The organism is Jatrophihabitans lederbergiae (genome assembly GCF_031845305.1).
GTDB lineage: Bacteria > Actinomycetota > Actinomycetes > Mycobacteriales > Jatrophihabitantaceae > Jatrophihabitans_A > Jatrophihabitans_A lederbergiae.
The window spans coordinates 38,380-53,092 of sequence record NZ_JAVREH010000023.1 but is presented as its reverse complement, the minus strand read 5'-3'; the positions used below and the strand labels follow the sequence as shown (position 1 = coordinate 53,092).

The following is a 14,713-nucleotide window of genomic DNA, read 5'->3' as shown; positions in this document are numbered from 1 at the left end:
GTGCCAGTGCCTGAGGCGAAGCGCGTGATGCTGCTGGATTCGGCGAGCCTGTACTTTCGGGCGTTCTACGGGGTGCCGGAGTCGGTGACCGCGCCCGACGGCATGCCGGTCAACGCGGTACGCGGCTTCACCGACATGGTCTCGACCCTCATCACCCGCTACCGGCCCACCGACTTCGTGGCCTGCCTGGACTACGACTGGCGCCCGGCCTTCCGGGTCGACCTGGTTCCGTCGTACAAGGCGCACCGCGTGATGACCGAGACCGCGGACGGCGAGCCGGACGTCGAAGAGACACCCGACCTGCTCGCGCCGCAGGTGCCGGTGCTGCTGGAAGTGCTGAAGGCGGCGGGACTGTGCTCGGTCGGGGCGGCCGGCTTCGAGGCCGACGACGTGATCGCCACCCTGGCCCACCGTCACGACCAGCGCGGTGAGCTGGTGGACGTGGTCTCCGGCGACCGGGACCTGATCGACCTGACCACCGAACGGGTGCGGGTGCTCTACACCGGCAAGGGGATCGCCAAGATCGTCGAGTTCACCCCGGACGAGGTGCGGCAGCAGTACGGCGTGCCGGCGGAGCACTACGCCGACTTCGCCATCCTGCGCGGCGATCCGTCCGACGGCCTGCCGGGTGTCGCCGGGATCGGCGTCAAGACGGCCGCCATCGTGGTGAGCGAGTTCGGGCCGATCGAGCAGATCGTGGCCGCCGCCGAGTCCGGGGACAAGGCAATGAGCGCGTCGGTGCGGGCCAAGGTGCTGGCCGCGAGGGACTACCTGGCGGTGGCGCCCGCCGTGGTCCGGGGCCGTCAGGACGTGCCGGTGCCGGAGCTCGACACCGCCATCCCGGCGGCGCCGGCCGATCTCGACATGCTGGCGGCGCTGGCTGAGCAGTTCGGCATCGGCAGCGCCACCGGACGGCTGACCACCGCGCTGGAGAAGCTGGCAAGCCTTCGCTAGAGCTGTGCTATACCCGATTGACAGCTCGAGCTCGGGCAGGCCTTCGCTAGAGCTGTTGTGCGATCACGCCGCGGCGCAGCGCGGAGATGGCAGCGGCCGCGGTCGAGCGGATGCCCGGGTCGATCGCGTCGGCGCGCGAGAGCTGTTCCAGCAGGTCCAGGAGCTGGCGCATCCACCGGACGAAGTCGCCTGCGGGCAGCGCGCTGCTGTCATCGGCCAGCGAGCTCAGCACCTTGTCCAGCGAATCCCCGCGCGCCCACCGGTAACTGGCCCACCCGAAACCCAGGTCAGGCTCCCGCGACAGCGGCAGGTCGTACTCCGCCTCGCGCTCGCTGACCTCGCCCCAGAGCCGCACGGTCTCGGCCAGCGCCTCGCGCACGCTGCCCTGCGGCAGCTTGGGAGCGGTCGGCTCGTCCCGGCGGGCCTCATACACCATCGCCGAGCAGACCGACGCGAGCTCGGCGGCGTTCAGACCCTTCCACACCCCGGCGCGCAGGCACTCGGCGATGAGCAGGTCCGACTCGGACCAGATCCGGGACAGCTGGCGGCCGGCGGTGGTGATGCCGGGCCTGCTCGGCTCCGCGCCTGCCAAGGCCGCCATCGGTACCGGGTTCATGTAGCCGCGCTCGGTGAGCAGGGCGCACACCCGATCGAACGTCCGGGACAGCGAGTGCGTGCGCCCCTCGGCCTTGCGGCGCAGTGCCTCGGTCTCGCGCTCCAACCGGTTGTGGCGCTCGGCCCAGCGGGCATGGTCCTCACGGTCCGGGCAGCCGTGGCACGGATGCGCCCGCAGTTGCCGGCGCAGCTCGGTCAACTCCGGATCGTTCCCGGCAGGGTTGCCCCGGCGCCGCCGTCCGGCTCGCGGATCGTCGGGAAGGCGGAGGTTGCGGATCGAGGCGGCCAGGTCCTTGCGCGCGGCGGCGTTGCGGTGGTTGAAGTGCTTGCTGACCCGCAGGTGGCCCAGCACCTCGACGGCGTTGGGAAAGTCCAGCAGCGTGACCGGACCGGCCCACCGGTCCTCGGTGAGCACCAGCGGCCGGGGGTCCGCGATCGGCGATACGCCGGGGTCGAGCACGACCGCGAGCCCGGCTCGGCGGCCGGTCTGCACCCGGATCACGTCGCCGACCGACAGCGCCTCGACCGATTGGGCGACCGCTGCCCGCCGGTCCGAGGCGCCCTGCCGGGACAGCGATTTCTCTCGTTCGGAGAGCCGGACGCGCAGCTCGTTGTACTCCTCGAAGTCGCCGAGGTGGCACCGCATCTTGGCGCGCAGCTCGGCCTGGGCCTTCTCGTTGCGCACGATCTGCCGGTTGATGCCGACCACCGAGCGGTCCGCCTGAAACTGGGCGAACGAGGACTCCAGCAGCTCCCGGGCGGTCTCGCGTCCCACCTGTGACACCAGATTGATCGCCATGTTGTAGGACGGCCGGAACGACGAGCGCAACGGGTACGTCCGGGTCGAGGCCAGGCCTGCCACCCGGGCCGGATCCACCTCCGGGGTCCACAGCACGACGGCGTGGCCCTCGATGTCGATTCCCCGCCGCCCGGCCCGTCCGGTCAGCTGGGTGTATTCCCCCGGGGTCAGGTCGGCATGTGATTCGCCGTTGAACTTCACCAGGCGCTCGAGCACGACCGTCCGGGCGGGCATGTTGATGCCCAGCGCCAGGGTCTCGGTCGCGAACACCATCTGGACGAGGCCGCGCACGAACAGCTCCTCGACCACCTCTTTGAAGGCCGGGATCATGCCGGCGTGGTGCGCGGCGATGCCCCGCTCCAGGCCGTCCAGGAAGTCCCAATAGCCGAGCACGTCGAGGTCGTCGGCGGCCAGGTGCTTGGTGCGATCCTCGACCAGCGCTCGGATCTCGAGCCGCTCCTCGTCGGTGGTGAGCCGGACGTTGGACGCGACGCACTGCCGGACGGCGGCGTCACAACCGGCACGGCTGAAGATGAAGGTGATCGCGGGCAGCAGTCCCTCGCGGTCCAGCCGGGCGATCACATCGGCCCGGTGCGGTGGCCGCCAGCGCGGGCCGTGCACCCGGTACCGCCCGCCATCGCGACCTGACCGCCCGCCGTCGCGGTCCCGGCCGTCGGCAATGTCACCGAAGCGCATCCGCTCGCGGACGTACTGCTGCAGGCTGCGGTCGACGCGCACCGCCGCGGCCGGCCCCGCTGCCTCGTCGGCGTCTTCCTCGGTGGCGAACAGGTCGAACATCCGGTTGCCGACGAGCATGTGCTGCCATAGCGGCACCGGCCGTTCCTCGTGGACGATGACCCGGGTGTCGCCGCGCACCTCGACGAGCCAGTCGCCGAACTCCTCGGCGTTGGACACCGTGGCCGACAGCGAGACCAACCGCACCGCGTCCGGCAGGTGGATGATCACCTCTTCCCACACCGCGCCGCGGAATCGGTCGCCGAGGTAGTGCACCTCGTCCATCACGACGAAGCCGAGGCCGGTGAGGGCGTCGCTGCCGACGTAAAGCATGTTGCGCAGCACCTCGGTGGTCATCACCACGATCGGCGCGTTCGGGTTGATGGCGTTGTCGCCGGTGAGCAGGCCGACCTTCGCGGAGCCGTGCCGGTCGATGAGATCGTTGTACTTCTGGTTCGACAGGGCCTTGATCGGCGTGGTGTAGAAGCACTTCTGGCCCAGCGAGAGCGCCAGGTGGATCGCGAACTCGCCGACAATGGTCTTGCCAGCACCGGTAGGAGCGCAGACGAGGACGCCGTGGCCCTGCTCCAGCACCTCGCAGGCCGCGATCTGGAAGTCGTCGAGCTCGAAGGAGTAACCGGAGCGGAAATCGGTCAGGGTGGGAAAGCGGGTCCGCTGACGGGAACGGGAGTAATTTTCAGCCGGCGAGGACATGGCCTCAGCGTACGGTCCGGGCCGCGTGCGGCCTCAGCTCTTGTGGACGTAGCTGAGCCGGCCGGTCACCGCACCGGAGCGCAGCGCGTGTACCTCCACTATGCGCAGCTCCGCACCCGGCCGGGCGAAGGCGGCACGCAGGTCGAGGTAGGCCTCGACCAGGTCACCGGGCCAGTCCTCGATCGTCTCGCCGGTGCCGTTGGCGCGGTGGGTGGTCAGCAATCGGTGCGCGGGGTCCACCCGGAGCACCAGCTCGTCCCAGGTGAACCTGCCCGCACCGGCCGCCATCGCCTCGGCCAGCGAGGTCAGCGCGGCGGCTTGCTGCGTCGCGGCGCGGCGGCTCTCACCGGCCGCGCTGCGCCGCCAGAGCAGCCAGGCAGCGATGCCCAGGACCAGCCAGCCTGCCTCGGCGAGTGCCGGCAGCAGCCAGCTCGGATCGGTCAGCTCGCGTACCACGACCAGCGGCAGGAACAGCACCACGAGCAGCGCGGGCACCCCCACGGCGGCAAGCGGGGACGACCGGACGTCCAGCACCCGGCGGACCCGGCGTAGCTCGATCGGCACCCCGGCCTCGCGGACATGGCCGACCGCGCCGGCGCGGAACGCGCCGAACCGGCCCTGTATCTCGACGACCTGCACGTGGGAGTGCCTTCCGGATTGGCTTCGGCCTGCGGCGCTCTCTTGTGCCCGCCGTCCAGTATCCCGTTTTTCGCTTTGCCACAATGGGCGAGTGTCCAACTCCGCGACGGCTCCGCCACGGACTCCACGCGATCCCGGCATCCTCGAGCGCAGGATCTTGCGCCGGGTGCTGAGCGAGTTGCGGTGGTCCTTCAAGCGGCCCTGGACGTGGCTCGCCGGGGTGGCGCTGAACCTGGTGCTGTCGCTGCTCTGGCTGCTGTGGGTGCCGCTACGCGGGCAGCGCCACGGCGACTGGGTGATCCTGGTGGGCACGTACTTCGCGGTGTTCATCATGGCCGACGTGACGACGACCAACGTGCTGGGCCTGGACGCCGCCCGGGTACGCGGCAGCCTGGAGCGTGGGGTGACCCTGGGACGGATCCTGCTTCCGAAGAACCTGGCCCTGCTGGTGATCGTGGGGCTGCCGACCCTGGTGTTCACGGCCGTGCTGACCGCTCGCAGCGAGACCGCCAACCGGCTGGTGCTGACGTTGCCCGGGGTCGCGCTGCCTATGCTGGCCTGGCTGGGGATTGGCAATCTGGTGTCGGTGCTGCTCCCGGTGGCCACCAAGCCGGTGCGGCAGCGCTGGCGGGAGCGGCGGAACCTGCGGCGCACCGCCCGCTGGCTGGCCCACCTCGTCCTGCCGTACGCGCTGCTCTACGCCGTCGACCCCGTCGGCGACACCCCGGGCGCCATCCTGCGGGAACTACCGCGGCGCTGGCACACCATCGACGTCCGGGGGTTGGTGATCTTCGTGTTCGGGCTGCTGATCTGGGTGGGCGGGACGGCGGCGGCCACCTATCTGGCGCGGCACCGCGGGTTACCGCTCAGGTGACCAGCGGGTTACCGCTCAGGCGGCGGCCGGCTCCTGCGCCAGCTTCTCCGGTGCGGGGTCGCTCGTCTGCCGGGTCCGCCACACCGCATCGCCGGCCGCGAGCAGCAGGGCGACCAGCAGGAACCCCACCGCCACCACCAGTCCGTGCTGCAGTGATTTGTTGTAACTGCCGTGACTGGAGGCCAGTTCGGAGTAGAACACCGAGCCGACCGCCGCGATCCCGATCGAGGCACCGATCCGCTGCCCGACCTGGATCAGGCCGCCCGCCGTGCCACCTTGGCGCACCGGAACCTCTGCCAGCGTCAGGGTCTGGTTGGGCGAGATCACCATGCCCGAGCCCGCTCCACCGATCAGCAGCGGCGCCAGCAGCGCCCAGCCGGTGTTGTGCGTCGGCACCTCGCGAACGGCGACGATGACACCGAGATAGCCGACCACGACCAGGGTCAGGCCGATCACGATCAGGGAGCGGCCGAAGCGGTGCACGACCCGGCCGGCCAGTGCGGCGGCGAGGCCCGAGCCCAGGGCAAACGGCAGCGAGACGACACCAGCGAGCAGGGCAGAGTAGCCCAGCCCGAACTGCAGCAGCAGCGTCAGCACGAAGAAGAGCGAGGTGAAGCCGGCGAAGTAGACGGTGATCATGGAGCTGCCGAACGAGAAGGAACGCAGCCGGAACAGGGTGAGGTCCACCAGGGCGTCCCGGCCGCGGTTGCGGTAGTGCACCTCCCAGGCCAGGAAGCCGGCCAGGATGACCACGGCCGCCGGGATGAGCAGCCACTTGGCCGAACCCTTCCAGCTCTGCTCCTGCACGAGGGGCAGCAGCAGGACGACGATGCCGACGCCGAGCAGGATCACGCCGACCGGGTCGAAGTCGTGCTTGCGCTTGCGCTGCTCAGCAGAGGCGCCAGGCAGCAGTTTGAGCGCGAACGGAACGGCGATCAGCCCGATCGGCAGGTTGACGTAGAACACGTAGCGCCAGCCCTCGGCCTCGCCGAAGACCTGGATGAGGAGACCGCCGATGAGCGGGCCCAGCGCGGTCGAGATGCCGACGACGGCCCCGAAGAGCCCGAACGCCTTTCCGCGCTCGCGACCCCGGAACAGCTGCTGGATGAGCGCGCTGATCTGCGGCGTCAGCAGTCCGGCTGCCAGTCCCTGCACCAACCGGGCGGTGACCAGCCAGGTGGAGTTCTGCGCGGCCCCGCACAGGGCGCTGGCCAGTGTGAAGGACAGCAGCCCGGCGATGAACAGCCGCCGGCGGCCGCGGGCGTCACCCAGCCGGCCGGCCGGAACGAGCAGCAGTCCGAACGTCAGCGAGTACCCGGACAGCACCCACTGGATGGCGTCGCCGGAGGCGTGCAGGCCCTGGTTGATCGAGCGCAGTGCCACGTTCACGATCGAGACGTCGAGCAGCACCATGAAGCCACCGACCAGGCAGATGGCGAGCGCCTTCCACCGGTTCGGGTCGGCGACGTAGTCGGGGCCGTCGGAGCTGTTGGGCGTAGGGAGCGGGTCAGCGGCTTTCGGGTCAGCGGCTGGTGGATCGGCTGCGTGCCCCGCTGAGCCATCGCTGGACGCGGCACCGGCGGGCAACTCTTCGGACAGCGCCCGGATCAGCTCCGCGGCCGGCACCGGATTCGCCACGGCGCCTGAGGAGTGCCGGCCACGGGGGCCGCTATCAGCGCGGGAGTCCACGCCGGGTCGTTCTGAGGATGGCAAGGTCACCTCACTATGGTGCCTGAAGATCGCCTTCGCTCTGCCATCCGCCCGGCGGCGTGGCCGACAGCCCGGCGGGTGGTGACCCGACGCGGGACCAGGTGTTCGATCCCGGGTTTCCGACGAGCGTGATCAGCGACCGGGTCACGGCAGGTCCGTCCACTCCGTTTCAGCGCGGCTGTCCGAACCCGTCCGGCCCGCGTTCTCGGGCAGCCGCTCCGGAATCGGGTCGACCGCCGAGGCGACATCGTCGGGCAACTGCTCGGCCTCTTCGGCGGCCTGGCGGCGTGCCCGGCGCCGGTCGTGCAGGAAGCACCACAGCACCGCCAGCTCGAAGAGCAGGCACATCGGCAGCGCCATCGCCGTCATGGTGAACGGATCGGTCGACGGGGTGGCCACCGCGGCGAAGACGAAGATCAGGAAGATGCCGAGCCGCTGTCCGCGCTTGAGGACCGAGAACGGCAGCACCCGGACGGCGTTGAGCATGACGATCAACAGCGGCAGCTCGAACGATGCCCCGAACACAATCAGCATCAGGATGACGAACGAGATGTAGCTCGTGACGTCCAGACCCGCCTGGGTGCCGCTGCCCGCCTGGGTGATCAGCACGTCCAGGCCCTTCGAGAGGGTGACGTAGGCCAGCGCCATGCCGGCGGCGAACAGCAGGGTCGAGGCGATGACGAAGCCGACCGTCCAGCGCTTCTCGTTGCGCCGCAGGCCGGGTGTGACGAAGGCCCAGAGCTGGTACAGCCACAGCGGCGCCGTGATGATCGCCCCGGCGACCACCGAGACCTTCAACCGGATGGTGAAACCGTCGAGCGGCGCGCGGAACAGCAGCTTGCACTGGCCCTCGCTCTGGTTCAGCGCACCGAGGCGGTGCTGGTAGGGAATGTTGCAGTAGGGATGCTTGAGCACGGTGAGCAGCGGGTTGTAGACGAGCCACCCGATCACCGCGCCGAGCGCGATCAGGATCATCACGATGATGATCCGGCGACGCAGCTCGCGCAGGTGGTCGAGGACGGCCATCCGGCCCTCGGGATTGGGCTCCCGAGGCGCCCGCCGCGGCAGCCGGGTCATCTCAGCCGGTCCGCCGAGGTTCGCAGCTGTTCGCCCACAGCGGTCAGTTCGGCCACCAGTTGCTCCAGTGACGCCCGCTCGGTCGTCAGCCGGCGGGTCTTCCAGACCAGCTCGTACAGCGCGAAACCGAGCACGACCACCGCGACGAGGACGGCGAACAACCAGGCGCCGCCGACGATCCATGCCTGCATGACGGGGAGCTTACTGTTCGCCGTAGGCGGCGAGCGCCTGCGCCGCGTCGCTCCGCACGCCGCGGGCCAGCCATTCCGGCGCGAGCACCCGTACCGCCCCACCCGAGCGGCGGACCAGCGCCGACACCCAGGCCGGCTCGGCGACCCGCAGGGTGACGCGCAGAGAATGCTCGGCCGGGCTGGTGGACTCACACGGGTAGTACTCGCTGACCCACTCCCAGCCCGCGCCGAGACTGAGCTCGACGAGCAGATGCTCCGGGGCCGGACGGTAGACACCGGCGCTGACGTCGGTCGGGGTCAGGTCCGCCGGGACCCGGGCGGGCTCGTCGAGCAGCGTGGCGTCCTCGAACCGGTCGAGCCGGAAGATCCGGATGCCTTCGGCGCGCCGGCACCATGCCTCCAGGTAGGCCAGCCCGTCGGCGTGGAACACGCTGATGGGGTCCACAACCCGGTGGGTCGACTCGTCCCGCGTCGCGCTGTAGTAGTGCAGGTCTATGGCGCGCTTGTCGGCGACCGCGTGCTGGGCGAGGCTGAGCCAGCGGTCCTGCCCGGCCAGTCGGATATCGACCGCGGCGGTGTCGAGGTGCTGGCCGGCCGCGGTCTCGATCTTGCTGAGCGCCCGCTCGGCGGAGCCGCCCTCGATCGCGCCGGGCAGGTCGGTGAGGGTTCGCAGCGCGACGGCCAGGGTCATCGCCTCGGTCGCGGTCAGCTTCAGGGGACGGCTGAGGCCGCCGTCGTAGGTGACCGAGACGGTGTCGCCCTCGAACATCAGGTCGATCAGGTCCTCGGGGCCTGAGCTCCGGCCGCACAGCCAGAGCATCTCCAGCTCCTTGCGCAGCTGGTCCTCCCCGATGCCGAAGGTGTTCGCGGTCTCGCTGATCGACGCCACACCCTTGTTCAGGACGTAGGGCACCAGTGCCAGCAGCCGCGACACCTTGTCCCCGGTGTCAGTCATTTCTGCTCACCTCCGCGCTCACTGCGCTCCTTCATAGCCCGGCGTGCCGACTCCTGCGGCGGCGCCCAGCAGCGACACCACGGAGCGGGTCAGCGCCGGGGGCTCCAGCACGTACGCGTCTGTGCCCGCGCCGGCGACGAGTCCGCCGAGTCGATCGGTGTCCCGGTAGTCGATCGTGAGGAGGTGCCCCGGCTCGCCGTCGTGCATCCTGGGCTCGGCGGCGCGCGCGAGCCGGCGCAGCTGACCGGCCCGGTTGGGCCGCACCCAGACCAGCGCCCGCTGGTCGGCCTGCGGATTGGCGCCACGGACCAGGTCGAGCATGTCCAGGCCGGCCGGCCGGGTGGTGCGGGCGACGCCGGACGGCCCGGTGAGCGTCTTCACCTCGCCGGCGATCCGATCCAGCCGGAAGCTGCGCACCTCGTCGCGCGCGCGATCGTGGCCGACGACATACCAGCGCCCGCGCCAGGACAGCACGCCCCACGGCTCGACCGTCCGGCGCTCGGCCGCCTCGGCGAAGGGTTTGCGATAACCGAACTGGACGACCCGGGTACCGGACACGGCGGCGACCAGGTCGGGCAGCGCCGGTTCGTTGCCGGCCAGCGGCGGCAGCGCATCCGCGCCGGGCGGGTCCTCGATCTCGACACCGGCCGCACGCAGCTTGATCAGCGCGGTGCGCGCCTCGGTCGCCAGCGAGGCAGTGCTCCACAGCCGGGCCGCCAGGCCCACCGCGGCCGCCTCGTCCGCCGTGAACTCGATCGGTGGCAGCTCGAAGTCCTTGCGGGCGATGCGGTAGCCGTCCTCGGTGTCGAACGCCGAATTGCGCCCCGTCTCCAGCGGGACACCGAGTTCACGCAGCTCGGCCTTATCCCGCTCGAAGCTGCGCTTGAAGGCCTCGTCCGGATTGGCTGAGTCGTCGGCGACCTCGTAGCCCTCGACGGTGTCGCGGATGCGGTCCGCGGAGATGAACTGCCGGGTGGAGAGAAGGCACAACACCAGACTGACCAGTCGTTGCTGCCGTCGCGCTGCCATATCCGACAACGGTAGGCGACGGCCACCTGATGTCCGCGCACCACCCCGCGAGGAGCGCTCGGGGCCGTTCACCCCGACGTTCACATCGAGGCAATCAACTTTTCGACCCGTTCGTCCACAGCGCGGAACGGGTCCTTGCACAGGACGGTCCGTTGGGCTTGGTCGTTGAGCTTGAGGTGCACCCAGTCGACGGTGAAGTCGCGGCGAGTCTCCTGCGCCCGCTTGATGAACTCCCCGCGCAGCTTGGCGCGGGTCGTCTGTGGCGGCACGCTCTTGGCTTCGAAGATGGCGAGGTCGCTCGAGATCCGGGCAACCGCTCCACGCTTGTCGAGCAGGTAGAACAGCCCGCGGTCCCGCCGGATGTCGTGGTAGGTCAGGTCGAGCTGCGCGATTCGCGGCGAGGACAGCGGCAGGTCGTACTTGCTGCGGTAACGCTCGATGATCTGGTACTTCGTCGCCCAGTCGATCTCGCGGTCGATCAGGCTCAGGTCGGAGGACTCGACCGCCTTCAGGGTGCGGCCCCAGAGGTCCAGCACCTGCTCGGTCGCCGGGTCCGACCCGGCGGTGTCGACGAAGGCTCGGGCCTTCTCGTAGTACTCGCGCTGGATCTCGCTCGCGCTCGCCATCCGGCCGTTGGCGAGCTTGACCTGGCGGGTTCCGGTCAGGTCGTGGCTGATCTCGCGGATCGCCCGGATGGGGTTCTCCAGCGTGAGGTCCTTGAAGGTGATGCCTTGCTCCATCATCCGCAGCACCAGGTCGGCGCTGCCAACCTTCAGCAGCGTGGTGGACTCGTTCATGTTCGAGTCGCCCACGATGACGTGCAGCCGCCGGTAGCGCTCGGCGTCGGCGTGCGGCTCGTCCCGGGTGTTGATGATCGGGCGCGATCGAGTCGTTGCCGACGAGACGCCTTCCCAGATGTGTTCGGCCCGCTGGCTCAGGCAATAGACCGCTCCGCGGGGAGTCTGCAGCACCTTTCCGGCACCGCAGATCAGCTGCCGGGTGACCAGGAACGGAATGAGGACGTCGGCCATCCGGCTGAACTCGCCGTGCCGGGCGACCAGGAAGTTCTCGTGGCAGCCGTAGGAGTTTCCGGCTGAGTCGGTGTTGTTCTTGAACAGGTAGATGTCGCCGGCGATGCCCTCGTCGTTCAGCCGCTTCTCGGCGTCGATGAGCAGGCCCTCGAGAATCCGCTCCCCCGCCTTGTCATGGGTCACCAGGGCAGTGAGCGAGTCACACTCGGGCGTCGCGTACTCGGGGTGACTGCCCACGTCGAGATAGAGCCGGGCGCCATTGCGAAGGAAGACATTCGAGGACCTGCCCCAGCTGACCACCCGCCGAAACAGGTAGCGGGCAACCTCGTCAGGACTGAGCCGGCGTTGACCCTCGAACGTGCAGGTCACACCGTATTCATTCTCTAGGCCGAAGATACGTCGCTGCACGATCCTCAGCCTAGTCAGCGGAGGCGCGCCATGCGCGCTGTTGACGTCGATGTCGTGGTTCTGTTGTTACTCGACCGGCCACCTTCAGCGGCCGTTGTACTACGCACGGTCAACGACTTTTGGTCCGTGTGAGGACGGCGGTCGACTTTCCGGCAATCTTGCCGGGCAACCTTGCGAGCCGCCCGCGCGGCGGAGTATTCACAGAGGTGACAGGCGGCGATTCGGGGCCCTCGCCTATCGCCACCGCCGCTCAGTGACCTGAGCCGGCATGAGGGCCACAGCCCGCGAAGCTTGTTGAGCACGTTGGAACTCCAACACGCTCAGTCGGGACGGACCGGGGGCGACGTGGTCGGCTTGGCGGGCTATGCCTCGACACACCGCAGTTCCCAGGCGCTGATCCGGCTGCTGCTGTCCATCGGGATCCTCGGTTCCGTCGCCGCGGTGGTGTTGGTCGCGGGGCAGCGCGCGCGGGGCGAGGACGGCTCAGCCGCTCGCCCGGACGGCAGCAACGTGCGGACCGCCGCAGAGGTGGCGGTAAGCGCGGCGACCCAGTCCCAGACCGCTGGCTGGGTGGTGGCCAACCTGCCTCGGACCAGTCGGCTGCTCGCCGATGTCCAGTTGCGCGACGCCCTGGTGAAGCAGGGCTTTCCCGCGAACCAGGTCATCGACTTCAACGCCGGCCGCGCGAATGAGCATTACGACTATGTGGTTGCCGGACCGGCGGACCGGGCGCGCGCTTCGACCGGCACCGCCGGCACCGTGCAGGCGCAGGCGATGAGCCGATCGCGTTCGGTGGCGGTCTTCGGGAGCGCATCCGACCAGGTGCAGATCCGCCAGATCCTGTCCCCCGCTGACGCCGCCAACCCCGTCGACGTGTCGACGCGCGCCGAGGCCGGACGCCAGCTGCTGACGAATCCGAACGTCGAGACAGCCCCGGATGTTCGCACGGTGCTCGACGCCGGAGACCTCGATCTGCGGCCGGCCACGATGGTCGCCGCGCTCGCCGCCAGCACCCCGGTTCGGCTGCTGGAGGCTCCGCAGAACGCGGCTGAGCAGCGCGCCAACGCCCCGGTGCGCACGCTGCGGCTTGCCGTCGACCGGTCCGCGCTGACCGGCGTCCTGGCCAGCCTGTCCGCGCGCTACCGGCCACTGTCGTCGCACGCCGCTGCGGACGGGTCCGAGCTGATCACCTGGCTGCCCGACGTCGCACCGGAGCCGCCGGTGGGCTGAGGTCCAGCCGCCGGTCGGCTGAGGTCCAGCCGCCGGTGGGCTGAGGCCCGCGTCCCGCTCACGAGGGTGGGACGCTCACGTCACCGCTCAGTGCGGTCCCCCGCGCTGGCAGCAGGACGGTCATGAAGAGAATGGCCGATGTACGCGGGCACGACCCTCGTGTTCCGACCTGGAGGCCGACATGGTCCGATCGATATCCCGCTGGGCTGCCGCGTCCGCCGTCCTGCTCGCGGGGCTGCTGGCCACGGTTGGGCTCACCAGCCCGGCGGGTGCTGCCGACGCACCCGCGCTCATCCGAGCCGCGCACTTCTCCCCCGACACCCGGGGGTCGACGTCTACCTGACCGGGTTCGCCGGAAAGACGGCGCGGCTATGGGTTCCGGACGCCGTCTATGGTGCCGTCACCCCGTACAGCTCCGTCCCGGCCGGGCTCTACGTGGTCTCGATGCGACCGCATGGCGCGGCCGCGACCAGCAGGCCGGTCATCTCGTGGAATCTCGATCTCAAGGCGGCCCAGGCCTACACCACCGCCGCGATCGGCTCGTCCGCGTCGCTGCGCTCGATCGTGCTGCACGACGACCTCAGCCTGCCGGCGCCGGGCACCGGCAAGGTCCGGCTGATCCAGGCGGCGAGCCGGGCGTCCCGGGCGGACGTGGTGGCAATCGGCGGTCCGACCGTCGCCGATCAGGCCGCCTTCGCCACCACCACCAAGTACACCTCGGTGAAGGCAGGGACGTGGTCGCTGCGGGCCAATTCGGTCGGTGGATCGGTGGTGAGCGCGGCCGGTAACGTCACGGTCGCTTCCGGAGCGGTGAGCTCAGTGCTGTTGCTGGACGCGCCCGGCGGCGGGATCACCATCCGGTCCGTCGTCGACGCGGCCGGTGCCGGCGTGCTGCCGGTGGGCGCTGTTCCCGCGGGTGGCGGCGGCACCGCAGCCGGTTCGCACGGCGGTACCGGCGTGCTGGGGCTCGCGCTGCTGTGCCCGGTGCTCGCGGGAGGAGCGGTCCTGACGGCTCGACGGCTGGGGCGGTGACCGGGCCGAGACCGAGTGGCACCGGGACCCAGGCGTGCTGCTGGCTCTGGTGGCGGCACTGGTGCTCGCCGCCTGCACCGGCCTGTTGATCCTGAACCGGTCTGATTCCGGTGGGTCTTCTCGTCCACCGGCTGTGCTGGGTGCGGTGGTGCCCAGCTCGGCGGGCTCAGCGACAACAACCCCGGGGACGTCCGACCAGCAGAGCCCCGAGGGCAGCCTCGCGGAGCCCACGCTGGGCACACTGCCGCCCGCTGCAGGTACCAGCCCGCCTACCCGGGTCAGCATCCCGTCCATCGGCGTGGACAGTTCCCTGGAGAGTTTGGGCCTGCTGGCCAACGGTGAACTCCAGCCGCCGACCGAGTGGCAACAGGCCGGCTGGTACGCCGATGGCATCGTGCCCGGCGGCACCGGCCCGGCGGTCATCATCGGACATGTGGACTCGATGTCCGGCCCGGCGGTGTTCTTCCGGCTGGGGGACCTGCGCGTCGGTGATCCGGTGCTGGTGAAACGCAAGGACGGCAGCACGCTGCGCTTCGTTGTCGAGGCGATGCGGTCCTATCCCAAGGACCACTTTCCGACCACGGCGGTGTACGGGCCCACGCCGCTGCCGGAGCTGCGACTGATCACCTGCACCGGCCAGTTCGACCGGGACGCGCACAGCTACCTGGACAACCTCGTGGTGTCCGCGCGGCTGGCCTGAGCATTCGGAGCGCCCGCGTG

The 14,713-nt window shown here is 70.1% G+C and carries 14 protein-coding genes; 6 read left to right on the top strand and 8 right to left on the bottom strand.

The annotated features are described in order from the left end of the window. The first annotated feature begins 6 nt into the window (after positions 1–6). Positions 7–954 carry a 5'-3' exonuclease gene (locus tag RM423_RS15820; protein ID WP_311424010.1) on the top strand — a complete coding sequence of 316 codons (948 nt, stop codon included), beginning with the start codon at positions 7–9 and terminating at the stop codon, positions 952–954. 46 nt (positions 955–1,000) lie between these two features. Here RM423_RS15820 and RM423_RS15815 read toward each other — a convergent pair whose 3' ends face one another. Together RM423_RS15815 and RM423_RS15810 are read right to left on the bottom strand one after the other, a co-directional pair. Continuing rightward, positions 1,001–3,817, bottom strand: a complete 2,817-nt coding sequence (locus tag RM423_RS15815; protein ID WP_311424009.1) for a DEAD/DEAH box helicase — start codon at positions 3,815–3,817, stop codon at positions 1,001–1,003. Positions 3,818–3,850: 33 nt separating this feature from the next. After that, a complete protein-coding gene (locus RM423_RS15810; protein WP_311424008.1) occupies positions 3,851–4,456 on the bottom strand; it encodes a hypothetical protein in 606 nt (201 codons plus the stop codon). 91 nt (positions 4,457–4,547) lie between these two features. Between RM423_RS15810 and RM423_RS15805 the strand changes: the two genes are divergently transcribed. After that, on the top strand, positions 4,548–5,330 hold the full coding sequence (locus tag RM423_RS15805) for a hypothetical protein (RefSeq protein ID WP_311424007.1): 783 nt from the start codon (positions 4,548–4,550) through the stop codon (positions 5,328–5,330). 15 nt (positions 5,331–5,345) lie between these two features. On the opposite strand, the gene RM423_RS15800 is transcribed toward RM423_RS15805, so the two are convergent. The 6 genes from RM423_RS15800 to pafA form a co-directional block, all read right to left on the bottom strand. Then, positions 5,346–6,764: an MFS transporter gene (locus RM423_RS15800; RefSeq protein ID WP_396327743.1), complete on the bottom strand. Its 1,419-nt coding sequence runs from the start codon at positions 6,762–6,764 to the stop codon at positions 5,346–5,348. 420 nt (positions 6,765–7,184) lie between these two features. Next, positions 7,185–8,117 (bottom strand): twin-arginine translocase subunit TatC, encoded by a 933-nt coding sequence (gene tatC, locus RM423_RS15795; protein WP_311424005.1) that lies wholly within the window; start codon positions 8,115–8,117, stop codon positions 7,185–7,187. Further along, positions 8,114–8,308, bottom strand: coding sequence for a hypothetical protein (locus tag RM423_RS15790; RefSeq protein WP_311424004.1), 195 nt, complete (start codon positions 8,306–8,308; stop codon positions 8,114–8,116). Before RM423_RS15790 ends, tatC begins: the two co-directional genes overlap by 4 nt. 10 nt (positions 8,309–8,318) lie before the next feature. Continuing rightward, positions 8,319–9,263, bottom strand: coding sequence for a helix-turn-helix transcriptional regulator (locus tag RM423_RS15785; protein WP_311424003.1), 945 nt, complete (start codon positions 9,261–9,263; stop codon positions 8,319–8,321). Positions 9,264–9,281: 18 nt separating this feature from the next. Continuing rightward, positions 9,282–10,292, bottom strand: a complete 1,011-nt coding sequence (locus RM423_RS15780; protein ID WP_311424002.1) for a helix-turn-helix transcriptional regulator — start codon at positions 10,290–10,292, stop codon at positions 9,282–9,284. A gap of 80 nt (positions 10,293–10,372) precedes the next feature. Then, on the bottom strand, positions 10,373–11,731 hold the full coding sequence (gene pafA / locus RM423_RS15775; RefSeq protein ID WP_311424001.1) for a Pup--protein ligase: 1,359 nt from the start codon (positions 11,729–11,731) through the stop codon (positions 10,373–10,375). A gap of 345 nt (positions 11,732–12,076) precedes the next feature. Between pafA and RM423_RS15770 the strand changes: the two genes are divergently transcribed. The 4 genes from RM423_RS15770 (at position 12,077) to RM423_RS15755 (ending at position 14,693) form a co-directional block, all read left to right on the top strand. Next, positions 12,077–12,961, top strand: coding sequence for a hypothetical protein (locus RM423_RS15770; RefSeq protein ID WP_311424000.1), 885 nt, complete (start codon positions 12,077–12,079; stop codon positions 12,959–12,961). A 181-nt stretch (positions 12,962–13,142) separates the two neighbouring features. Next, positions 13,143–13,304 carry a hypothetical protein gene (locus tag RM423_RS15765; RefSeq protein ID WP_311424027.1) on the top strand — a complete coding sequence of 54 codons (162 nt, stop codon included), beginning with the start codon at positions 13,143–13,145 and terminating at the stop codon, positions 13,302–13,304. Continuing rightward, the gene (locus tag RM423_RS15760; protein ID WP_311424025.1) at positions 13,301–13,993 is read left to right on the top strand and encodes a DUF4397 domain-containing protein; all 693 of its coding nucleotides are present in this window, start codon (positions 13,301–13,303) and stop codon (positions 13,991–13,993) included. The genes RM423_RS15765 and RM423_RS15760 overlap by 4 nt, the downstream gene beginning before the upstream one ends. Before the next feature lie 34 nt (positions 13,994–14,027). Then, on the top strand, positions 14,028–14,693 hold the full coding sequence (locus RM423_RS15755) for a class F sortase (RefSeq protein ID WP_311423999.1): 666 nt from the start codon (positions 14,028–14,030) through the stop codon (positions 14,691–14,693). Positions 14,694–14,713: the final 20 nt, after the last annotated feature.